The organism is Klebsiella sp. KTE92 (assembly GCF_000398905.1).
In the GTDB taxonomy this organism is placed as follows: domain Bacteria; phylum Pseudomonadota; class Gammaproteobacteria; order Enterobacterales; family Enterobacteriaceae; genus Klebsiella; species Klebsiella variicola.
In genome coordinates, this window is record NZ_KB976101.1 from 1 (window position 1) to 21,263 (window position 21,263).

The 21,263-nt window shown below is 51.6% G+C and carries 15 protein-coding genes and 5 pseudogenes; 8 read left to right on the top strand and 12 right to left on the bottom strand.

Features of this window, described 5'->3' with window-relative positions; genetic code table 11:
* The 3 genes and pseudogenes from A1WC_RS00300 to A1WC_RS26940 all read left to right on the top strand — a co-directional run.
* Nucleotides 1-2,762, top strand: a 2,762-nt coding sequence (locus A1WC_RS00300; protein ID WP_016162060.1) for a type I restriction enzyme subunit R domain-containing protein, incomplete at its 5' end; no start/stop codon positions are given.
* A gap of 4 nt (nt 2,763-2,766) precedes the next feature.
* Nucleotides 2,767-4,035 carry an ISL3 family transposase gene (locus tag A1WC_RS00295; protein WP_016162061.1) on the top strand — a complete coding sequence of 423 codons (1,269 nt, stop codon included), beginning with the start codon at nt 2,767-2,769 and terminating at the stop codon, nt 4,033-4,035.
* 142 nt (nt 4,036-4,177) lie between these two features.
* A pseudogene (locus tag A1WC_RS26940) lies at nt 4,178-4,375 on the top strand (IS110 family transposase); the annotation flags it as partial.
* A 20-nt stretch (nt 4,376-4,395) separates the two neighbouring features.
* On the opposite strand, the pseudogene A1WC_RS00290 reads toward A1WC_RS26940, so the two are convergent.
* A pseudogene (locus A1WC_RS00290) lies at nt 4,396-6,933 on the bottom strand (Tn3 family transposase); the annotation flags it as partial.
* Nucleotides 6,934-6,997: 64 nt separating this feature from the next.
* Here A1WC_RS00290 and A1WC_RS00285 point away from each other — a divergent pair.
* Nucleotides 6,998-7,702, top strand: coding sequence for an IS6-like element IS26 family transposase (locus A1WC_RS00285; protein ID WP_016162063.1), 705 nt, complete (start codon nt 6,998-7,000; stop codon nt 7,700-7,702).
* Nucleotides 7,703-7,875: 173 nt separating this feature from the next.
* Here the strand turns inward: A1WC_RS00285 and A1WC_RS28355 are convergent.
* From A1WC_RS28355 to A1WC_RS00270, 5 genes and pseudogenes are all read right to left on the bottom strand, one after another.
* A pseudogene (locus A1WC_RS28355) lies at nt 7,876-8,085 on the bottom strand (ISNCY family transposase); the annotation flags it as partial.
* Nucleotides 8,086-8,123: 38 nt separating this feature from the next.
* Complete coding sequence (tnpC, locus tag A1WC_RS00280; protein WP_014386538.1) at nt 8,124-9,662, bottom strand: IS66 family transposase; 1,539 nt, start codon at nt 9,660-9,662, stop codon at nt 8,124-8,126.
* A gap of 49 nt (nt 9,663-9,711) precedes the next feature.
* Nucleotides 9,712-10,059, bottom strand: a complete 348-nt coding sequence (gene tnpB, locus A1WC_RS00275) for an IS66 family insertion sequence element accessory protein TnpB (protein WP_001567372.1) — start codon at nt 10,057-10,059, stop codon at nt 9,712-9,714.
* The gene (gene tnpA, locus A1WC_RS26950) at nt 10,056-10,460 is read right to left on the bottom strand and encodes an IS66-like element accessory protein TnpA (protein WP_001567371.1); all 405 of its coding nucleotides are present in this window, start codon (nt 10,458-10,460) and stop codon (nt 10,056-10,058) included. The genes tnpB and tnpA overlap by 4 nt, the downstream gene beginning before the upstream one ends.
* Before the next feature lie 49 nt (nt 10,461-10,509).
* Nucleotides 10,510-11,685, bottom strand: a pseudogene (locus A1WC_RS00270) (ISNCY family transposase); the annotation flags it as partial.
* A gap of 225 nt (nt 11,686-11,910) precedes the next feature.
* On the opposite strand from A1WC_RS00270, the gene A1WC_RS00265 reads away from it, so the two are divergent.
* The gene (locus tag A1WC_RS00265; RefSeq protein WP_001567369.1) at nt 11,911-12,543 is read left to right on the top strand and encodes a DUF6904 family protein; all 633 of its coding nucleotides are present in this window, start codon (nt 11,911-11,913) and stop codon (nt 12,541-12,543) included.
* 28 nt (nt 12,544-12,571) lie between these two features.
* On the opposite strand, the gene A1WC_RS00260 is transcribed toward A1WC_RS00265, so the two are convergent.
* The 3 genes from A1WC_RS00260 to A1WC_RS26960 form a co-directional block, all read right to left on the bottom strand.
* A complete protein-coding gene (locus tag A1WC_RS00260) occupies nt 12,572-13,975 on the bottom strand; it encodes an ISNCY-like element ISKpn21 family transposase (RefSeq protein WP_001567368.1) in 1,404 nt (467 codons plus the stop codon).
* A gap of 270 nt (nt 13,976-14,245) precedes the next feature.
* The gene (tolA, locus tag A1WC_RS26955; RefSeq protein ID WP_001567367.1) at nt 14,246-14,680 is read right to left on the bottom strand and encodes a cell envelope integrity protein TolA; all 435 of its coding nucleotides are present in this window, start codon (nt 14,678-14,680) and stop codon (nt 14,246-14,248) included.
* Nucleotides 14,681-14,726: 46 nt separating this feature from the next.
* Entirely contained in the window at nt 14,727-15,275 is a 549-nt protein-coding gene (locus A1WC_RS26960; RefSeq protein ID WP_001567366.1) for a thioredoxin fold domain-containing protein, read from the bottom strand.
* Between the two features lie 451 nt (nt 15,276-15,726).
* Between A1WC_RS26960 and A1WC_RS0125450 the strand changes: the two genes are divergently transcribed.
* A complete protein-coding gene (locus A1WC_RS0125450; protein WP_167878626.1) occupies nt 15,727-16,077 on the top strand; it encodes a hypothetical protein in 351 nt (116 codons plus the stop codon).
* 232 nt (nt 16,078-16,309) lie between these two features.
* On the opposite strand, the pseudogene A1WC_RS26970 reads toward A1WC_RS0125450, so the two are convergent.
* From A1WC_RS26970 to A1WC_RS00245, 3 genes and pseudogenes are all read right to left on the bottom strand, one after another.
* Nucleotides 16,310-16,803 (bottom strand): annotated as a pseudogene (locus tag A1WC_RS26970) (DNA-binding protein).
* A 30-nt stretch (nt 16,804-16,833) separates the two neighbouring features.
* Nucleotides 16,834-17,406, bottom strand: coding sequence for a hypothetical protein (locus A1WC_RS00250; RefSeq protein WP_001568017.1), 573 nt, complete (start codon nt 17,404-17,406; stop codon nt 16,834-16,836).
* Nucleotides 17,403-17,651, bottom strand: coding sequence for a hypothetical protein (locus A1WC_RS00245; RefSeq protein ID WP_001568018.1), 249 nt, complete (start codon nt 17,649-17,651; stop codon nt 17,403-17,405). Before A1WC_RS00245 ends, A1WC_RS00250 begins: the two co-directional genes overlap by 4 nt.
* A 445-nt stretch (nt 17,652-18,096) precedes the next feature.
* Between A1WC_RS00245 and A1WC_RS00240 the strand changes: the two genes are divergently transcribed.
* Together A1WC_RS00240 and A1WC_RS26975 are read left to right on the top strand one after the other, a co-directional pair.
* A complete protein-coding gene (locus A1WC_RS00240) occupies nt 18,097-19,824 on the top strand; it encodes an ATP-dependent nuclease (RefSeq protein WP_001568019.1) in 1,728 nt (575 codons plus the stop codon).
* The gene (locus tag A1WC_RS26975; RefSeq protein ID WP_001568020.1) at nt 19,821-21,236 is read left to right on the top strand and encodes a UvrD-helicase domain-containing protein; all 1,416 of its coding nucleotides are present in this window, start codon (nt 19,821-19,823) and stop codon (nt 21,234-21,236) included. Before A1WC_RS00240 ends, A1WC_RS26975 begins: the two co-directional genes overlap by 4 nt.
* Nucleotides 21,237-21,263 lie beyond the last annotated feature (27 nt).

Genomic DNA, 21,263 nt, shown 5'->3' on the forward strand with positions numbered 1-21,263 from the left:
CGGCCATGGATCAGTACCGCAATAATCGCCGACCGTATGACGCCAAGACCAAACGCAGGGAACCGCTGCTGACCTTCAAGCGTGGGGCGGTGGTGCATTTCGCCATGTCCGACTCTGAAATCATGATGGCGACCAAGCTGGATGGAGAAAACACCTTTTTCCTGCCGTTCAATAAGGGGCGCAAGGACGAAAGCGGCACGGTACATGCGGGTAACCCGCCAGGTGAGATTAAGGCCGATGGTACTCAGGAATACCCTGTAGCCTACTTCTGGGAGGAGGTCTGCGAACCGGATGCCTGGCTGCGGATTTTCCATAGCTTTGTCTACGTCGAGAAAAAGGACGTGGTGGATATTCAGGGCAACTGGTCGAAGAAAGAAACCCTGATTTTCCCGCGCTTCCACCAATGGACGGCAGTGAACCAGATGCTGGCCGATGCCCGCGAAAACGGCGCAGGCATGACCTACCTGTGTGACCACAGCGCCGGTTCCGGCAAGACCAGCACCATTTCCTGGACGGCTCATGACTTGGTGAAACTGCGCGAAGATAACGGCGACGCGGTATTTAACAGCGTGATCATTGTCACCGACCGTAATGTGCTGGACGGCCAGCTTCAGGACGCGGTGAAGCAGATTGACCATCAGTTTGGGGTAATCGCCGCCATTGACCGGCAGAAGTCATCCAAGTCCAAGAGCAAGCAGCTCTCGGAGGCCTTGTTGTCTGGCACGCCGATTGTTGTGGTCACGATCCAGACCTTCCCTTACGCGATGGAAGCCATCATCACTGACAAGGCCCTGAAAGGGAAAAACTTTGCTGTGATCATTGATGAGGCGCATAACTCGCAGACAGGCTCTACCGCCGCTAAGCTGCAAGCCGCGCTGGGAATGAGCGGACAAGGCAAGATGTCCACCATGACGGTGGATGAACTGCTGGAGCAACTGCAAAAGTCCCGCGCCCGCCCGGAGAATATCAGCTACTTCGCCTTTACCGGCACGCCCAAGCACTCCACTTTGATGCTGTTCGGTCGCCCGGCAGATACAAGCCAACCGGCCTCGGACGATAACCCGCCACAAGCCTTCCACCTGTACACCATGCGCCAGGCCATTGAGGAGAAATTCATTCTCGATGTGTTGAACGGCTATGTACCCTACAAAACGGCCTTCAATCTTTCCAAGCAGCTTGAAGACAGCAAGCGGGTGAGCGGCAAGGCCGCCAAACGCGCCCTGGCACAGTGGATGTCATTGCACCCTACCAATGTGACCCAGAAGGTGCAGTTTATCGTTGAGCACTTTACCAAGAACGTCGCCCACCGGCTGGATGGCAAGGCAAAGGCGATGGTCGTGACCAGCTCCCGCGCCGCTGCCATTCGCTACAAGAAGGCGTTTGACCGCTATATCGAGCAGCACAGCGAGTACGGCTTTATTCATTCACTGGTGGCCTTCTCCGGCAAGATGACCGGTAAGCAGGTGATGCACCAGGATGACGGCGAGTTCAAGGACGATGTGTTTATCGTCGATGAGAACGAGGAGTTCACCGAGCAGAGCATGAACCCGGATGTCCACGGGCAGGATTTGCGCTTTGCCTTTGACCGCCCGGAATACCGGGTGATGTTGGTGGCCGACAAGTTCCAGACCGGCTTTGACCAGCCGAAACTGGTCGCCATGTATGTGGACAAGAAAATCGCCAACCATGTGGAGATTGTGCAGACCTTCGCCCGCCTGAACCGGACGGCACCAGGGAAGGATGAGGTCTTTATCATCGACTTCGTGAACGACCCGGAGAACGTGCGCAAGGCCTTTGCCACCTATGACAAGGGCGCTCACATCGGCGAAGTGCAAGACCTCAATGTGGTCTACGAGATCAAGGAGCGACTGGACGAGCACGGCCTTTACGACGAGAAGGATTTGGCCGCGTTCAAGGAAGCCCGCTTCAAGACCATCCGCGACATCACTCATACTAAATCGCCGCAGCACAAGGCGCTGTATGCCGCTACGGCTGGAGCGACGGCCTTGTATAACGACAAGATGAAAATGCTGCGCGATGGCATGGCAACCTGGGAAGCAGCGTTTGAGAAGGCCCGCGCCAAGGGTGACGAGGCGGGCATGAAGTCTGCCGATCACCACCAGGATGAGTATGCCGAGCAAATCAAGGCGTTGATGGGCTTCAAGTCGGACCTGGGGCGCTTCTGCCGTACCTATTCCTATATCGCCCAACTGATTGATTTTGGCGATCCGGAGTTGGAAAACTTTGCCGCTTTCGCCAAGCTGCTGCAAAAGCGCCTTCAGCACGAAGCACCGGAAACCGTGGACTTGACAGGCCTGGTGCTTACTGGCTTTGACATCAATGCTCGACCCGATGACGTAGAAGACGAAGGCAAAACCCCGGTATTGCAACCAGCAGGTGCAGGCGGTGGTGGCGCGGTAGGCGACAAGCCTAAATTCGTCAAAGAAATTATCGAGAGGCTCAACAGCCTGTTTGGTGAGGCGACGCCGATCCAGGATCAGGTGGCTTTCGTTAATCAGATTTCAGCGATTACCGGTGAAAGCGATGTCGTCATGGCTCAGGTGGAAAGCAACACCCGTGAGCAGGCTATGAAAGGCAACCTCCCCGGTGCTGTTCAGCAAGCGGTTGTTCGTGCTTTGTCCAGTCATCAGAAGCTGGCAACCCAGGTGCTCAAGTCTGACCGTCAGGGCATGACCGCATTGGTTGATATGGTGTATGACCTGCTGCGCGAAGGCAAAGACATCGACCTGGATATGGATTAAGCCTATGCTTGACCTGCTGAATCTGCCAGGCATCAAGCCGGTCGATATGCGCCACGAAAGCAAGTGCCTTGTGATAGTTGCTGAGCCGGTAACGGTCGAGGTGCCGTTATGTGGGGACTGCAACACCCCTATGCACAGACACGGTACGCGCAAAAACAAGTTCATGGACACGCCGTTGTACATGGAGCCGGTCCGCCTTGAAGTTCAGCGCCCGCGCTTTCGCTGTGAGTCGTGCGGAAAAATGTCCATGCCGGAGTTGAGTTTTCTGGATAATAAACGCCGAGCCACCAAACGGCTGATCGATGTTATTCGGCAACAGTGCCTGGGAACCACCTTCCATGCTTTAGCCGAGCAAACCGGTGTGGCGGTGAACACCGTCAAGAACATCGCTCACGATCTCATTGAGGAACTCTCCCAAACCGTTCGTTACGAAACCCCGGTCATCATGGGTATCGACGAAGTGAACCTTGCCGGCGGGTATCGCTGTGTAATCACCAATCTGGCAACCAACAACGTCTTTGATATGTTGGAGCATCGTACTCAAGAGCACCTGAAGCCCTTCTTCAAGGATTTGCCGGATGCTGACAAAGTGGAATGGGTCTGTACGGATATGTGGCGACCCTTCAAGCGTTCCTTTGCTCAGTATCTGCCCAACGCCAAACTGGTGATCGACAAGTTCCATGTCGTCAAGATGGCCTCTGAAGCCCTGGAAGAGGAGCGCAAGAACTATCAGGCACAGTTAAGCAAAGAAGATCGGATTTATGTCAAAAAGTCCATTCGCTGGCTCACCCTGAAGCGGCCCGGCAACCTGACGCCCGCGGAGCAAAAGGCGCTGGAGGTTGTAAAGCAGGCGATCCCAGAACTTGCCGTGGCCTATGACTTCAAGGAAGCCTTCTTCTGCATCTACGACGAACCCGACAAACAGAGCGCTCAGAACGCCTTTGAGGCTTGGGAGAACAGCCTGCCGCCTTATGGCATGGAGCCTTTCAAAAAACTGGTGAAAACGGTACACAACCATTACGACGACATCTTTGCCTACTGGGATGCGCCGTTCTCAATCACCAATGGCTATACCGAAGGGCTCAACGGCTTGATCAAGATGTCCAACCGGTTAGGTCGGGGTTACAGCTATGACATCATCCGTGCAAAGACGTTGTACTCCAAAGAAGCCCGCAAGGTTGGCAGTGGTATTCGAGCAGGACGAGGCAAGGTCGAGTATGGGCCGCACATTCCGACATTGTTGAAGCAGGCAGAAGGTGGAGAGTTGGATTAACGCGAGAGAGGGCGCGTCTGAGAATCCAACCAATGTTAGATTCTCGCAGGGTGGTGAAAAACAGAAAAATCCAACCAGAAGCAGCTTTTTGTCCGACTAAGAGTCTAGGGTTAGAATGGATGAATTCCAACCCTAGAATGCAAATAGCCAAAACGACTTTGTCGACGCCGAAGCTATTTGTGAAGCTGCATCGCGTCCGTCTATGCGTTTTGTGCAGCCCAGAACGGAATCTCAGCAGGCAATGCGGGCTCTGCATCGTGTCCGTGAATCCCTGGTTCAGGATAAGGTAAAAACAACCAATCAAATGCATGCTTTTCTGCTGGAATTGGGGTTCGAGGTCCAATGATGTAAAAAACCACGCTAAGAGGTTAATTCATTGTTTGTATTCAAATTTAATGGTCTTAACTCGCCCTTCAGAATATCTTCCGGTAACGAAAACGTATAATGTCCCAGCATATTTATATGGCCATGTATCAGCGGCGATAATCTTGCCAGATGCTCCTCTTCAGGTGTTTCCCCCGATTTGCGAAGATGTGACAACGCCTCCTGCATGTAAAGTGTATTCCACAGCACAACCGCATTGGTCACCAGACCCAGAGCACCGAGTTGATCTTCCTGCCCTTCACGGTAGCGTTTTCTAATCTCACCACGTTGTCCGTAGCAAATGGCTCGAGCCACTGCATGGCGTCCTTCTCCCCGGTTGAGCTGAGTGAGGATCCGACGCCGGTAATCCTCATCATCGATATAGTTGAGAAGATACAACGTCTTGTTGACCCGGCCCACTTCCATAATCGCCTGAGCCAGACCAGATGGTCGGCTACTTCTCAACAGTGAACGAATAAGCTCTGATGCATGGATGGTCCCAAGCTTCAGTGAGCCCGCCATTCGCATCATTTCATCCCATTGGGATTCTATTTTTGACAGTTCAACACATCCCCGGGCCAGCTCATTCAGGGCACCATAATGTGCCGTTTTATCTGCCCGCCAGAATATCGCCCCGCCTGCATCGGCCAGACGAGGGGAAAACTGGTAGCCCAGTAACCAGAACAGGCCAAAAATGATATCGCTGGATCCTGCCGTGTCCGTCATAATTTCTACCGGATTCAGCCCGGTCTGCTGCTCCAGAAGCCCTTCCAGTACAAAGATGGAATCACGAAGCGTCCCGGGAACTACAATGCCATGGAAACCGGAGTATTGATCGGAGACGAAGTTGTACCAGGTGATACCGCGTCCTGAACCAAAGTATTTACGATTTGGTCCGGAATTAACCGTTTTAACCGGTGTGACAAAACGCATACCATCTGCGGAGGCAACCTCACCACCTCCCCAGTACCCCGCGAGCGGCAGCGTGGACTGAAAATCAACCAGCCGTGCATTAGCGGTGACCAGCGTTTCTGCCCTGAGATAATTTTGTTTAACCCAGCTCAGACGATGGCGAGTAAGCGCGGGAATATTATGCTTTATCAGGGGTTCATGCCCTATATTGCAGGCTTCTGCCAGCAGTGTTGCGCACAGACTGACCTGGAGATCCTGCGCCCGAGCACCTGATTCACTGACGTGGCTGAATTCGCGGGTAAAACCGGTTCGGGCATCTATTTCAAGCAACAGCTCCGTCAGATCAACCGGAGGGATCAATTCTCTTACCCGACGATTCAATTGTATCAGTGCCGGTGGCTCATCCAGTTTATCCAGACTGCTAATCGTCAGTGAGGGATGCTTACCTTCATTGCTTATGCTGACCGCTGCGTTGCAGGCAAAACGTGAAGCCACTGATTTCCATGTGTCATCAAGCCGCGTAGCCAGTTGTTCTGCTGCTTTAGTTCCGTCTGATGGATGACCCAGCGCCCGACATACCGGGATGCGTTGTGCCTGCCATTCAGCTCCCTGAAGCAATTTTTGACGCGGGTCCCCCCACCGATCACTGTTCTCCAGCCAGAGATCACGACGGCGCAAAGAATCTTGAAGGCGCTCGAGAAGACACAGCGAGTAACCCGCTCGTAGAATCCTACCATCTCTGTCGTAGACCAGACGTTTCCATGGGCCGGAAATGATTTGCTCTGGTGCATCGTCGAGAATTCGCTTTTTTGAGCCACTCAGTTCGGCCAGATAATGGATTGCTGACAACGTGAGCTCCCCGGCCGGGGCGGCCTGAAAGTGTAAGTCACGCAACATCGCGGACAGGAAACGCTTCACCCGTCCATATTGTTCCACCATTTCATCCTGAAACTGAGTATCTTGCGGGCGCGCCAGCTCATTTACCTTGCCGACGGATTCAGCCAGTTTGTCCTTTGGTATGCGGCGAAAAATAGCCTGCCGCAGAGCTGCTTCATCGGTGTTCTCATCAAGTAATAACGTGCATGCCCGTGCCAGTAATAGCGCGGCACGATCAAGATCTTTCAGGGTCCTGAGCCGCTTTTTCTGCCCGATATTTTTTGCAGAACGCGTGATATCCAGAATAAGCATATCCAGCACATCCACGGCCTCGTCAAGCGCCGAAATTTCCTGTGCTTTCACAAACGCAGTAAGCACGGCCAGTCGCCGTTCGTCAGGCATTCTTGAAATGTATTTCACCGAAGCCATTCCGGCATAACGGGCCAAATTCCGCAGCTGGATGGCAGGCAGACCGGAGAAATTCAACCGGGAAAACTCCATGCTACGCAGTCGGGTATATCGCTCCAGGGCGTCTGTAAATGACGGCCCACTGATAGTGACAGGACCTTTTCGCATCTCCTCCAGCACCGATATACGCTGCCCTTCAGGTATTTCAAGTAAACCGTCCAGTTGTGTTTTCTGCCAGCTGTCAGGCAACAAAGCCAGCCTTCGCCATAATCGTCGACTTGCCCGTTCGCGTACTTCGCCAATCAGCCTTGTCAGAGTCGAGGCTGCGGGTAGCAGGATCGGCACTGTTGCAAATAGTCGGTGGTGATAAACTTATCATCCCCTTTTGCTGATGGAGCTGCACATGAACCCATTCAAAGGCCGGCATTTTCAGCGTGACATCATTCTGTGGGCCGTACGCTGGTACTGCAAATACGGCATCAGTTACCGTGAGCTGCAGGAGATGCTGGCTGAACGCGGAGTGAATGTCGATCACTCCACGATTTACCGCTGGGTTCAGCGTTATGCGCCTGAAATGGAAAAACGGCTGCGCTGGTACTGGCGTAACCCTTCCGATCTTTGCCCGTGGCACATGGATGAAACCTACGTGAAGGTCAATGGCCGCTGGGCGTATCTGTACCGGGCCGTCGACAGCCGGGGCCGCACTGTCGATTTTTATCTCTCCTCCCGTCGTAACAGCAAAGCTGCATACCGGTTTCTGGGTAAAATCCTCAACAACGTGAAGAAGTGGCAGATCCCGCGATTCATCAACACGGATAAAGCGCCCGCCTATGGTCCCGCGCTTGCTCTGCTCAAACGCGAAGGCCGGTGCCCGTCTGACGTTGAACACCGACAGATTAAGTACCGGAACAACGTGATTGAATGCGATCATGGCAAACTGAAACGGATAATCGGCGCCACGCTGGGATTTAAATCCATGAAGACGGCTTACGCCACCATCAAAGGTATTGAGGTGATGCGTGCACTACGCAAAGGCCAGGCCTCAGCATTTTATTATGGTGATCCCCTGGGCGAAATGCGCCTGGTAAGCAGAGTTTTTGAAATGTAAGGCCTTTGAATAAGACAAAAGGCTGCCTCATCGCTAACTTTGCAACAGTGCCCCATATAGGCTTCAATCAAATCCAGGCGTAGCGCTTCGTGAAGTGTCAGGAGCACTGGTTTGTTGTCGTCCATTTTTCTCTCATCTGTCGGCCATATCAGATCCGCAGGTGAGGGAAGGGCTCATCGCTTCAGGCTGGGGATATAATCCTGCGGACTGGCCAGCACCGGGTTGATCGCCCTGAGTTCTTCCAGTGCACGCTCCTGAGCGCGCCTGCGGGGCATTTTTGTACTGCGCATTCGCTTTCCTTCAGCCTCCAGCTCGTCCTGTTTCTGCTGTGCCAGCCTCAGAACGGCACCCAGTCGTTTGTTATCAACAACCGCCCCCTGATCAGTAAGCGTACAGCGAGAGCCGTATTGACGGGGAGGTGTTATTCAGTTGGCAGTGTGATGCGCCAGGGTAGCAGTTCACTGACCCGGTTGACCGGCCAGTCAGCTATGACGTCAAGCACATGGCGAAGGTAGCTTTCTGGATCCACGCCGTTCAGTTTGCACGTCCCGATCAGGCTGTACAGCAGCGCTCCCCGCTCACCACCATGGTCAGAGCCGAAGAACAGGAAGTTTTTACGACCCAGACTGACCGTCCGCAGGGCATTTTCAGCGATATTATTGTCTGCTTCTGCCCAGCCATCGTCCACATAGTACGTCAGTGCCAGCCACTGGTTAAGTGCGTACGCGAACGCTTTTGCCAGCTCTGAGTGTCGCGACAGCGTTTTCATCTTTTCACGCAGCCAGCTTTCCAGGCATTTCAACAGCGGTTTCGTTTTTCGCTGACGTTCAGCAAGCCGCTGCTCCGCCGGCATTCCCCTTATATCCGCCTCTATGGCGTACAGCTCGCCGATACGCTTCAGGGCGTCTTCCGTCAGCGCTGACGGGGTGCGGACGTGCACATCGTGGATCTTTCGGCGGGCATGAGCCCAGCAGGCTGCTTCAGTTATCCGGCCATTGCGGTACAGCTCGTTGAACCCGGCGTACGCATCCGCCTGCAGCACACCGCTGAAGCCGGCAAGATGGGTCTGCGGATGGATGCCTTTTCTGTCCGGGCTGTAGGCGAACCAGACCGCCGGTGCCAGCGCTGAACCGGCGTTGCGGTCGTCACGAACATACGTCCACAACCGTCCGGTTTTCGTCTTCTTATTGCCCGGCAACAGCACCTGGACCGGGGTGTCATCGGCATGGAGTTTGCCGTCGGTCAGGACATAGCCCTGAAGCGCCTCTTCCAGCGGGGACAGCAGCCGGCAACATGCATCCACCCAGCCCGACAGCAGTGAGCGGCTCAGCTCCACACCCTGCCGGCCGTATATCTCTGACTGCCGATATAGCGGCGTGTGCTCTGCATACTTCGAGGTCAGCACGCGGGCCAGCAGCCCCGGTCCGGCGATCCCCCGCTCGATGGGCCGCGAAGGCGCCGGGGCCTGCACGATGGCATCGCACTGAGTGCAGGCATGCTTTTCACGTACTGTCCGGATAACCCGGAAGGCGCTGCGCACCAGCTCCAGCTGTTCGGCGGTATTTTCGCCCAGATAGCTCAGTGAACCGCCGCAGTCAGGGCAGCACGACTCCGCAGGCAGCAGTCGCTTTTCGTCACGAGGAAGTGACTCCGGGAACGGTTTGCGGGTGCGGGTCTGACGCAGCGGGCGCTGCACTGCCGGGTCATCCACCCGACCGGTCAGCGTATCGCTTTCTTTCTGAAGCGCCTTCAGGTCAGCTTCCATCTGTGCGGTACGACGGGATACTTTTTCGGAACGGCTGCCGAAGTTCATCCGGCGGAGTTTATCCAGCTGCGCCTGCAGGTGGTCTATTTCGCGTTCACGACCGGCCAGTTTCTCCAGCAAGGCACGGTTCAGCGCTTCCTGTTCGGCCAGGCGCTGTTTCAGCAGAAGGATTTCGTCAGAAGAGGTGTCGTTCATAAGCCCGTATTTTACCAGGCTTATTCAGCAACAACCAGGATAAAGAGATTTACAGCATGGTCAGGGATGTCAGCAGCCGTTTAGGTTGTCGCCAGTCGATACCTTCCATCAGCATCGCCAGCTGTGCCGGGGTCAGGAACACTTTGCCATCGCGGGCCGACGGCCAGGCGAAGCGGCCGCGCTCCAGCCGTTTGGTCAGTAGACACAGTCCATCGCCGGTAGACCAGAGGAGCTTTACCTGACTGCCATTACGCCCACGGAAGATAAAAACGTGACCTGACATCGGATCGTCTTTCAGCGTCGTCTGCACCTTTGCCGCCAGGCCGTTGAAGCCGTTTCTCATATCGGTGATGCCAGCGACGAGCCAGATCTTTGTCCCTGATGGTAATGGGATCAACGTTTGAGCTCCCGTATCAGCAGGTTCAGGATATTTTCGCTGATGGCACCATTCAGACGGAGTGAGCCATGCCGGAACGTCACTTCACAGCTGATATTGAGTGATTCAGATGTCGCAGCAGCTACAGGTTGTGACCGGGAGGAGGTTGTAGGAACAAGATCTTCGGCATCAAGTGTTATGGGGAGCAGCTCAGGCACGCTGTTTTCTGTTGTTGAAGGAGGGCGTAGTTTTCCTTCGCGCCAGTACTGGCGCCACTTGAACAGCAGATTATCGTTGATCCCATGCTCACGAGCGAGTTGCGCTACGGAGATATCTGGTCGATGCGAGAGTTCAACCATTTTGATTTTGAACTCAACGGGATAATTAGGGCTTTTTTTACGCACTGTGGTTAATGATTTCATGGATAGTGTCCACCATATTTGGTGTCCACTATCCTCTCAGGAATTTCAGGATCTGCCAGACGGTGCTGAGACGACGCTTACCCTGATCAACGCAGGTCAGTTTATCGAAAATCTTATAACCCAGTGGCCGGTGCTGATGCCGGAAAGTAATGCTTCCGTCAGGGTAATCATAAACGGTAATTTTTTCACCTGCTATGCGCGTATTTTGTTCGGTGGGTTCAATGATATACATGACTTTATCATACTGAAAAGTCAGTGCTTTCGATAAGGTCCGTAGCTCCTGCCAGGCGAAGATATCATTCAGCTCCAGTGGACTCTGTGTGACCGCACGGTGCAGATCTTTAGGGTATTTTGCCGGCCGGGAGAAACGACGGTTAAAATCAGACATGAAATGTTCAATCCACTGATTGGCTTCAGCAACCGAGCTGATGTTCTGCAGGCGCATCTCTTTAATCAGGCGATCCTGGAGCGTTTTATTTACCCGTTCCACGCGACCTTTTGCCTGGCTGCTGTTGGCACAAATCAATTCGATCGCCAGTTCCCGGAGAGCCCGTCCGAACTGGGTTGTGCCAGTACGTCGACTTTCGGCTCCGCTGACCCTGAACACCGCATGCTTGTCGCTGTAAAATGCGACAGGTTTACCATGTTTATCAATGTATTGCCGGGTAGCCATCATGTAGTCAAACGCGTTTTCTGAATCACAGAATCGCAGGTGCATCAGGCGACCTGTGGCGTCATCCATGAAGACCAGAAGACAGCATTTTGGGGCTCTTCCTTCGAACCAGTCATGGTGAGAGCCATCGATCTGAACCAGTTCGCCGAGACAGTCGCGACGATAGCGCGGCTGGTAAACCCGGGTTCGCCGGCGGGAATGAGGACGCCAGAGACCGTCGGCTGTCATCCAGTTACGGATGGTTTCAACGGAGAGATATATATGATGGCGTTCAGCCAGTTTTTCGGTTGCGAGCGTTGGGCCAAAATCTGAATAGTGGCACCGGATCAAATCCAGGGCTTTACAGCGTGTTTCTTCATCGATCCGGTTGTTTGCAGGACGTCCACGGCGGGAAGATGCAAATGCGGTTGCGCCATCTGTCCGGTACAGACGCACAAGACGCTGCACCTGACGAACACTGAGCTTAAGTATGTCTGCTGCGTCGCGCTGAAGCAAAGCCCGGTCAAATACTCGCTGAATGATGCCAAGCCGGTAAAGTTCTTTGTCTGTCATAGTCACCAACATAAGATCGCGGTCCTGTGCTGAGCAAAATGAAGGCTTAGCGTACACGACGCGTGTGAATTGTGCTGAGACGACAATAACGCTTTGTGCTGACAGTATTTGTCAAGGCTCAATTGAAATGTCCGTTATCCAGCTCAATTAAAATGACCACTTTGATCTCTCATTCTCTTTACTGATAGACTTTCCTCCGACTGAAACAACAGGATGATTGAGCCCATGCTTCGATACGAGTTAACGCCGAACAATGCAGGTTTTATACTGTGGGGAGATTCAGAAGCCCTGAATGAATTACATGAACTCATTCATTACATCGTGGATGAAAGCCCACTGATTAAAGTTAAAGACGGATTTATGTTATCCCTTGCCTATGATATTCGTAAAGCACGGGAAGGTAATCGTCGTGTTGAGCAACATCAGTATGATCAACATGATACATATAAGCTTTATGGTGTTGAGCTTTTATGGCCTCTGGTCCTGGTACAGTCCTCAATACTCAGAAACTCAATGGGTTATATTCAGACAGACAAAAACCAGCTGTCTGTCATGTATGCCTTTGAATACCTGATAGAATCAGCATTAACAGAGTCTGAGAGAACAACGTCGAATGATATTATGCTAACAGTAAAATATGCATCAGACTCTGATTTTAATTTCATTGAGGATAATATTGACAGCAGGTGCTGCTATTTTATCAGCCTATCTCCGGAGCAAAGAAAAAAGCAGTTAATCAGTATTGTTCGTTCTTTTCATTCATTATGGGGTAAGTATGCCCGTGAAAAGCAGGACATAAAGATGCTGAACGAAATGAATAATACATCATGGGTCTGGCCGGACAATATCAACTGGTGAGCAACCACTGTCCGGCCAGTGAGTACCATCAGCGGGCTCTTTTACCAAAAATGTCCTCTGAACGTGACTGAAGCTGTTTGAGTGCTTCGAGCATGTCATCATTATCCAGTGAGCGCTGGGATTTCTTCCCTTCCTGCTTTGGCCGTCGTCGGGAAGGGCCATCTCCAGCGGGAATTGACTGAGAGCGCGTGTTATCCCGCTTGCTCTGCACCAGACTGATAAACTCCAGGGTTCGGCCAAGACGCTTGTTATCGACAATCGCGCCCTGGTCGATTTCTGACAGTCGGTCGTAGGTAGAGTAGGGAAGTAGCGTACCGTTCAGGCGCAGCTCTTTTCTGCCATCAGGATAGTGATACACATCGATATATTTACCTATTGCACGGCGACTCAGTTCGCTGTCTTCAATCAGGTACAACATTTTATCATATTGTATCGTCAACGATTTTGAGACTTTACGTTTTTCACGAACAGTGAAAATAAGCCCCAGGTCCTCATCATGTTCTACAGCACGGTGTACGTCAAAATCATGTCGCGGTACTTTGCCAAAACGGCGGTTATAGTCAGCCATATAGGCCTCAGCGAAGTCATTTGCAGCCTCCATTGAACAAATGCCCTGTAACCGCAGCTCTTTGACCAGACGATCCTGTAAAGTGAGGTGAGCTCGTTCTACACGCCCTTTGGCGGGACTGGTTTCTGCACAGATAGTCTGGATGTTCAGTTCATGCATGGCTCGCCCAAACTGAGTATGCCCGTCTCCGCCTGTGGCGTGTTTATTGTTAACACGAAAAACACCGGCTTTATCGCTGTACAGTGCCAGCGGTTTACCATGCTTATCGATATAGCGCCGCGTGGCTTCGAAGTAAGAAAACGTGGACTCCGATTTAACAAACAACAGTTCCATCAGTTTGCTGGTTGCATCATCAACATAGACCAGCGCGGTGCAGGCCGGGCCACGGCCTTCAAACCAGTCGTGATCACAGCCATCTATTTGTATCAGCTCACCAGTACACGGACGCCGGTACCGTGGTTGAGGGATCCTTGCGGCACGTTGTTTACGGGGAACCCATAAGCCAGCCCGCACCATGATGCGCCGGACAGTTTCTTTGCCAAGAAACAGTCCGTGGAGTTCTTCGAGCTTTTCACGCGCCAGAGTCGGACCGAAATCAGCATAACGCGTCTTGATCAGTTCCAGAGCCTGATCTGCGAGCCCGGGTGGCAACTGGCGGTTACCACGCATGCCACATCGTCTGCTGGCCATACCAAGCGGTCCGCCTTCACGGTAACGGGCAAGAAGTCTGCGGCATTGCCTGTCGCTGATACCGAGGTGCTCGGCCGCACGGCGCGTTGTGATGCGACGTTCAATGACGTCCTGTATAATCTTGATCCGGTTGATCTCTTTCAAAGTAAACACTCCTGAGCTTTCTGCGCTCATGATATGCCTCCCGGTAGTTTAAACGGACCAGTGAAGCTTACCATAGCGCGGACATCTGAATTGAGCCACAGGCGGACATTACTATTGAGCCATTACAGTATTAGTGCGCTTAATGCGTTTTATGTTAAATATCAGTCAATTACATTGAGATCGCAAAGCTTGCAGCGACATATCAGTGTCGCTGCAACAACCCGACCTTTGCGATGAAAAAACGGATTACGGATAGATCACAATAGGGCATTTCCTCAATAACCACCTCAAACTTCATTTCTATAGTCTGAAATCAAGAGCGGCATTTTTGACCCTCTGATATGTTTCGTTATCTGGTGCGGCGGGTATTTTCGCTCGTGTAATCGCTGAAATGGCTGCTTTACACAATTTTGCATCACCCTCTTTTGCTGTCGCACTGTTCACTGAACCATCAGGCTGAAGATAGATACGAATAGAGCAGGTTTTTCCTTTATACGCATCGGGTTCGTACATTTCGGCAACAATGGCATTCCGTATTTGTGCTGCATATACGACTATTTTTGAATGCTCCGGGGGAAATGTTGGAGACCCTAGGTTACCTAAAAGATCATCAACTTCCGCTGATTTATCGTTGCCGGGCATTACCCTGACGTTTGTTTTTTGAGTATGGTTTGAACAGGCTGTTATAAGTAGCACCAGGGTGAGTATGGGGGCTGAGAACGCTCTTAAATTCATGTGAAACTCCAGTTTTTATCTCCAGGTAACCATTCGCTTAGTCCTTTTACTGGAGTTCAGAGAGAATTTTATCTGGAGAAACACTACCCAGGAAAGTATGCACAGACGGCTCCAGCACTACCATAGCAGGAGTTACTGTAACGCCCAGTCTATCAGCAAGTTCAGATTGTTTAATCACCAGATTTTTACATTTTTCTGAGCTATCATTGTCTGGCAAAAAACCGGCCATCGCATTTTGAAAACTTTTCTGACGATCTGATGCACACCATACTCGTCCCATATCTTCAATGACTGAGTCTTTGATGGATGATGGAACCACCGTCAGAAATGACATAGTCAGCCCTGCATCAGTGTATTTCTTGATGTTTTTTACAACATAGCTGCAATAAACACATTGATTATCTACAAAAACTAATATTTTATATTTTTCCACTCCAGACTGAAACGTAATCGGCTGCAATTCAGTTAAGGAGCGAGAGATATCCTCATAGGCCATCTGTGGCGTTGTGTCTAAAACAGGAGCAGTTGTAGCCCCAACACTGAAGCTGGCTATCGTAAAAACACCTGCGGCTAATGATTTAAGAAAAAAACTCATAATCCCTGTTCCCTATTCAGTATTAATTTCAGGTTGTTGATGCCTGGTTCATGCCAGATTTGAATATTTTTATCATCTGTAAAAAACAATAGTTCCTGTTTATGCGACTCCATCATTGATCCGCGAGGGTGCTATAGTGTGTCCAGATACCATACGCGCTCTTTTTTCCACTGCCTATAGAGCGTAACGGTAATGAAGCGGAAAAATTTTCGGATGAATGCTGGGAGAAGGGTTTGCGGCTGGATAAAAGCCCGTCTGTGCACTATCAACTTCTGATGGAAACCATCCGCTGGACGCTTATCCCGCAGCAAAAGTAAAGTCCTCCGTCGCTCTCCCTTACGGTACTGATCTTTCCACTCATTTGGCATGTCCTGGAGAGCAGCTATCTTGCATGTCACACTATAGGGGGTTAGTTTGGATATCGAAAATTATTGTACGTCAAGGTCAATAATTGACCATCATTAACAATTTCCTTTGTGCTAATGGCAAGATTATGAAAAAGACTTTACTGATAGCCGCCATAGTGGCGGCAGGTATTACGTTCGCAATGGCCGACGATGGCCAGCCCGCTGGTCGACTGTACAAAATTGGCGAGCACACCGTAGAAATAGATGCGGATTGCATGATCCTCTCGGTTGACGGCTCCCCCGCTACGCTAAACGCGTCCGTATCCGGGCATATGGATTTTAATTTAGCCAACGGCGGCATTGCAGAATCGGAACCACGGCCAAACCGTCATACCTGCAAAGTGTATGCGGGGAGTGATGTGCGAACAATTCACATAAAAGAACAAACTCAATGAAAAAGACTTTCCTGATCGCAGTCGCTGGTAGCGGCAAATATTGCACCAGTACATGCGATTAGCGAAAGCTATCGCGACGCTTGAGTGGGCAACTGAGTCGTGCAGCGTCATGAGATGGCGGTAGCCGCCGAACAGATGTCTCAGCAACAACAGCACGAAATACACCACTACCCATACCGCTGTTTTCATCACTGCCCTCTGTTATATAATTTGTCTGTAACGAAAATGGCATTCAGGCGTTCAGGTCCGTGCCGTTCTGCTTCAGATAATCACTGATGCTCAGACCGGACAAGCGAATGTTATCCGAAATCTCCCTGAACTGCTCCTCCCAGCCGTCCTGCAGCTCCTTGATTGCCGCGATCTGGAAAGCAACACTGAAAGGCGTTCTGCCCAGTTTCTCGGAAAGCCAGAAAAGATGACTGCCAATTTCTTCGTCCGGTACCGAATCGAGCGCATCACTCAGTAAGGTTTTTTCGTCTTCCTGCCAGGGATGACCGGCTCGCGGAAAACGCGGATCAGACTGGCGGTCTTTTTTCTCCCTTTTTTCCCGTCTGGCACGGTCGGCGCATCGCCTTTTTTCAAGCCGACGCGCGCTTTCATGGCGCCGATGGCGGCGACGGCCAGTACCAGCGTTTCACGCTCCTGGCGCGTGAGCAGGCTGTCCTCGCAAATCAGGGTGTTCAGGTTATCGATCAGCTTATTCAGCCCGGGTTCAGTGACTTTCATTTTATGCTCATATTCCTTGTGTGGTGGCGATCAGTCCCGGCTCTCATTCACCTGGACGGTGACCGGCAGGCCTGCATCAAAACAGGCCTGATACCAGCTGGCCACCTGCAGGGGATCGCCCTCTTTTATCCGGCGTATGCCACCGGCATCCGTCAGCTGCAGGCAGGTGGTACCGTCCAGACGGATCACGTAGGCCGCTTCCCTGATGGTGTAATGGCCGTCATCCAGCTGCAGCTCCACCGCGTCACCGGCAGTCGTCTGGCGTAACGGCAGACGCCGGACGTCGGTCAGTCGTTGTCGTGCCTTTTCAGCCTCGCGTGCTTCCTGGTAGAGCGGTTCTGCAATGCCGCGACCGGCCTGCGTCAGCTCGACGGCCAGCTGCAGGTTCGGGGCGCGCAGGGTGCGCAGCCAGCCCGCGGCTTCCATGCGCCGGCAGGAGGCGCGCAGGTTCGGCCCGTACACCGGGGCGTCCCCGCCCTGCTCCAGCACCCGCTCAATATCCCGCGTCGCCACCGGCCCCGGACGTTTCGCACCGAGGGCGGCCAGCACAATCAGCACCCGCCGCTGCAGCGGCGACGGACGTCGGGATTTTTCCCGCATCATTGTCCCTCGTTCCTCTGAGAAATGAGCGTTTTTAACCGTTTATAGTCTGCTTCGACCCGAGTGGTGGCCAGGCCCGTGTGTCCGCGCAGCGCCAGGAGATACCAGAAGCGGAGGATGTCATGAGCCTTGTTCACTTCCCAGACATAATGGGTGCCATCCCTGCGAAAATCGCATTGCTTTATTTCCTCTTCTGCCATCTGCGTCATTTGCTCATAGCTGAGCGAAAACATCATTTCTTCATCCATCCTGCACGCTCCGTCTGATAATGTCCGGTTAAGTAGAAAATCATATCATGTATGATTTCTTGCTAATAATTCAAATATCATATCAGATATTATTATGTGTTTAATGCTAACTATCACATTCAGTATGATTTTATGTATGTGGTTTGATTATCATATCCTTTGCGCGTTTCCCTCCGCGCAGATCCGAAAAGATGCTGAGTCGGATCTTTGCCCGTGAATCTCTCAAGAGAGCAGTATGGATAACTTCAAGATTGGACTTTTAGAAGGGTTTTAGTGCAGGTTGACAGGCAGCTATGAGCGAACAGCGGACCTTTGTTTGATTGAAGTGTTTCCTCTCAGCTGAGTCAACGTGTATACCCGCAATATCACAATTAAATAAGAAAGGGTGTGTCATAATTCCTGCCATTACGGCGCAAATACAACATTCGTGGATTAGGAAGGAAACATGGCTGTTATCCGCCACATAAGCATTCAGAATTTTCGCTCAATACGGCAGGCAGAATGGTTTCCAGGTTCAGGGCTGAATTGTCTGATAGGGCCTGGAGATTCAGGGAAATCGACCTTTATTGATGCTATTGACCTAGTACTCGGAGCGCGAAGATCGTACACATTCAGTGATGCGGATTTTTATCTCATGAATTCCGCTACTCCAGTCTGCATCAGTGTAACTCTCGGACAGCTTGATGACGGGCTTCGGAACCTTGAGAACTATGGGCGTTATCTTCGTGGTTTCAATAGCGAAACAAAGGAAATCCATGATGAACCTCTGGCAGGAGATGAAACCGTACTCACACTGAGAATGGTCGTTGGTGCAGATCTCGAACCAGACTGGTGCTTATTTTCAGAACGAGCAACAGTGGAAGGGTTAGAGAAAAGGTTACTGTGGAAGCACCGGGAGCAGTTAAGCCCTACTCGCCTTGGGGCAACCTCGCATCATCATCTGGCATGGGGCAACCGCTCAGTGCTGAATAAATTATCTGCAGAAGATTTTGATATCAGTTCAACGTTGGCCGAACTGTCCCGACAGACACGACACAACTTTGCTGCCCGGCAACTACCGCAGTTGGATAACATTCTTACCGAGGTTAGAACCATTGCAAATGAGTTAGGCGTTCAGGTTGGAGAACTTAAAGCGCTTCTGGACGTGAATGGTGTCTCCCTGTCTAACAGTGCGATCAGCCTGCATAACAGTGATAACACACCACTGAGAATGCTTGGTACAGGATCAACCCGATTGCTGGTGAGCGGGTTACAAAAAGCTGTCGGGGGGCCGGGGATCATACTGGTTGATGAAGCAGAGTACGGACTGGAGCCTTACAGGATCAGTCGACTCTTGAATCAACTGGGTTCTCGTGATGATGAACCTACTTCGCAGGTATTCATCACCACCCATTCCCCATATGTTCTCAGGGAACTCAAGGCAACCCAGCTCTGTGTGTTGCGGAAACTAGAACAACCGCCCCCAGAGCCTTCACACAATTTCCTGACACTAAGTGGGGACGATAAGGAACAAGCTACCTTAAGGGCCTGCGCTGAAGCCTTTTTCAGCAAAGCCGTAATTGTGGGCGAAGGTGGAACTGAGGTTGGTTTTATCAGAGGGCTGGACTTGTCCAGACAACGCAGGGGAAGAACAGGCTTTCAGGATCAGGGGGCCTTTGCTACAGATGGCGGCGGCGGGGACAATTATTTCAAACGCGCCGAGGTTTTTGCACAACTGGGATATCGTACTGCCTTATTAAAAGATTCAGATATCACGACACCTGCACACAGGCAACAGACAGAACATTGCCGGGCAAGCGGCGTTACCATTTTTGAATGGGGGAATGGTTTTTCAACAGAGGCTGCCCTGCTAGCTTGGTGTCCTACTGAGACTATCCGTGACATCGTTCTTCTTGCTGCGGGTCTGAACAGCCAACAACAAGTGGATCAGCACATTCATAACTGCTCCCAAGGGGCTTATAACTTTGACACATGCACAGGTGAACCGACAGAAGAAATGAGAACGCCAGTGGCTCACGCTGCTGGCAAATATGGCTGGTTTAAAACGATCGGGAAGGCTGAGGATCTAGCGGAGAATATCGTGGGTCCGGTCATCAATCAGTTTTCAAGACCATTCAAAGCAATTATAAGAGATCTGCTGGCGTGGGCAGCAGAAAACGGTGACCCACGATGAGTGTGGATGCCGTTTTAAACGCCAGTAAAGGCCTGATTGTAGCGCCAGCGGGATGTGGCAAAACCCACCTGATTACTGAAGCACTTGGTTTTGCGCAAAGTAAGCCGTATCTCGTGCTGACGCACACAACCGCAGGTGTAACGGCACTCAAAAAGCGACTGAGCCGTTTTGCAATTCCTCCGCGGAACTATGTTGTGACAACAATCGATGGATGGGCTCTGAAAATAGCTGGCTGCTTTCCGGGATTGTGTCCGCTCGGTGTGGGTCCTGAAAATCCAACCGTTTTTTACCCTTCTCTTCGCCGTGCCGTACGGGATTTGGTTGTTAACGGTAATATTAGCGAAATCATCACAGCTACTTATTCGCGTTTGCTGGTCGATGAATACCAGGACTGCAATAGCGAGCAACATGAACTGACTTGTGCGCTTTCATGTTTGCTACCAACGGTAGTCTTTGGTGACCCGATGCAGTGTATTTTCAACTTTAGCGGCCCTATGCCCCACTGGAACCAAACCGTTGAAACATTTTTCCCTACTCTGGCAACCTTACAAACGCCGTGGCGTTGGAACAATGCACAAACGCCAGATTTGGGACAGTGGCTCCTTGAGCAAAGACATCGATTACTTCTCCGGGAGCGTATCGACTTGAGGTCCTGTCCTGACTATGTACGTTTTCGGCCTCTTTTACGAAATCATAATGACAATATCCAGCGCCAGCAGCGCGAATATTACTCGCTGCTGCGACAGTTTCCCAACGACTCGGTTCTAGTTATAGGTGATTCACGAAGAGCGTCATCCAGGCATCAATTTGCACAACGAATCAATGGCATTGATGTTGTCGAACCGGTAGATCTGAGTGACGTGATAAAAATGGCTGCATCCCTTGACGATGCTAATGCTGCCAACGTGATGCCAAGGCTTTTACAGGCAGCAGCTGAGCTGATGACAAACGTTGGCGTTAGTACAACCTTACGAAGAATTAGTTCTATTCAGGCTGGACGAAACAGAACAGCCCCTTCTTCGCTTGAGAATGCATTGGTAGCACTTGCTCTGGCCCCAACCCGACAAAATATTCGAACGACACTCCTTTTGCTCGAAGAGAAGGAAGAGACACGCGTATTCAGGGCCGGAGCTCTGCACGTTCTAAAAGATGCGATAAATCTGTCCATCAGTTCACCTGACAAAAGCATTAGAGAGTCAGCATCAGTTATTCGTGAACAACGTAGATACCAAGGTGAAGGACGCGTATCGCACCGTTCAATAGGCTCAACTCTTCTTCTAAAAGGTCTGGAATGCGACCACTCGGTGATACTAGATGCGGGAAATATGGGGGCAACTGATTTGTATGTTGCGCTCTCAAGGGGAGCTAAATCTGTTACGATCTTCTCAGGTCGTGATGAGTTCACACCCTAATAGCCCACCATAGACTGCCCCCTAGAC

What these genes read in the sequence shown, in the direction of transcription:
- A1WC_RS00295 (WP_016162061.1), top strand. Translation starts at nt 2,767, where the DNA reads ATGCTTGACCTGCTGAATCTGCCAGGCATCAAGCCGGTCGATATGCGC.
- A1WC_RS00285 (WP_016162063.1), top strand. Translation starts at nt 6,998, where the DNA reads ATGAACCCATTCAAAGGCCGGCATTTTCAGCGTGACATCATTCTGTGG.
- tnpC (WP_014386538.1), bottom strand. Translation starts at nt 9,662, where the DNA reads ATGAACGACACCTCTTCTGACGAAATCCTTCTGCTGAAACAGCGCCTG.
- tnpA (WP_001567371.1), bottom strand. Translation starts at nt 10,460, where the DNA reads ATGAAATCATTAACCACAGTGCGTAAAAAAAGCCCTAATTATCCCGTT.
- A1WC_RS00265 (WP_001567369.1), top strand. Translation starts at nt 11,911, where the DNA reads ATGCTTCGATACGAGTTAACGCCGAACAATGCAGGTTTTATACTGTGG.
- A1WC_RS00260 (WP_001567368.1), bottom strand. Translation starts at nt 13,975, where the DNA reads ATGAGCGCAGAAAGCTCAGGAGTGTTTACTTTGAAAGAGATCAACCGG.
- tolA (WP_001567367.1), bottom strand. Translation starts at nt 14,680, where the DNA reads ATGAATTTAAGAGCGTTCTCAGCCCCCATACTCACCCTGGTGCTACTT.
- A1WC_RS26960 (WP_001567366.1), bottom strand. Translation starts at nt 15,275, where the DNA reads ATGAGTTTTTTTCTTAAATCATTAGCCGCAGGTGTTTTTACGATAGCC.
- A1WC_RS00250 (WP_001568017.1), bottom strand. Translation starts at nt 17,406, where the DNA reads ATGATGCGGGAAAAATCCCGACGTCCGTCGCCGCTGCAGCGGCGGGTG.
- A1WC_RS00245 (WP_001568018.1), bottom strand. Translation starts at nt 17,651, where the DNA reads ATGGATGAAGAAATGATGTTTTCGCTCAGCTATGAGCAAATGACGCAG.
- A1WC_RS00240 (WP_001568019.1), top strand. Translation starts at nt 18,097, where the DNA reads ATGGCTGTTATCCGCCACATAAGCATTCAGAATTTTCGCTCAATACGG.
- A1WC_RS26975 (WP_001568020.1), top strand. Translation starts at nt 19,821, where the DNA reads ATGAGTGTGGATGCCGTTTTAAACGCCAGTAAAGGCCTGATTGTAGCG.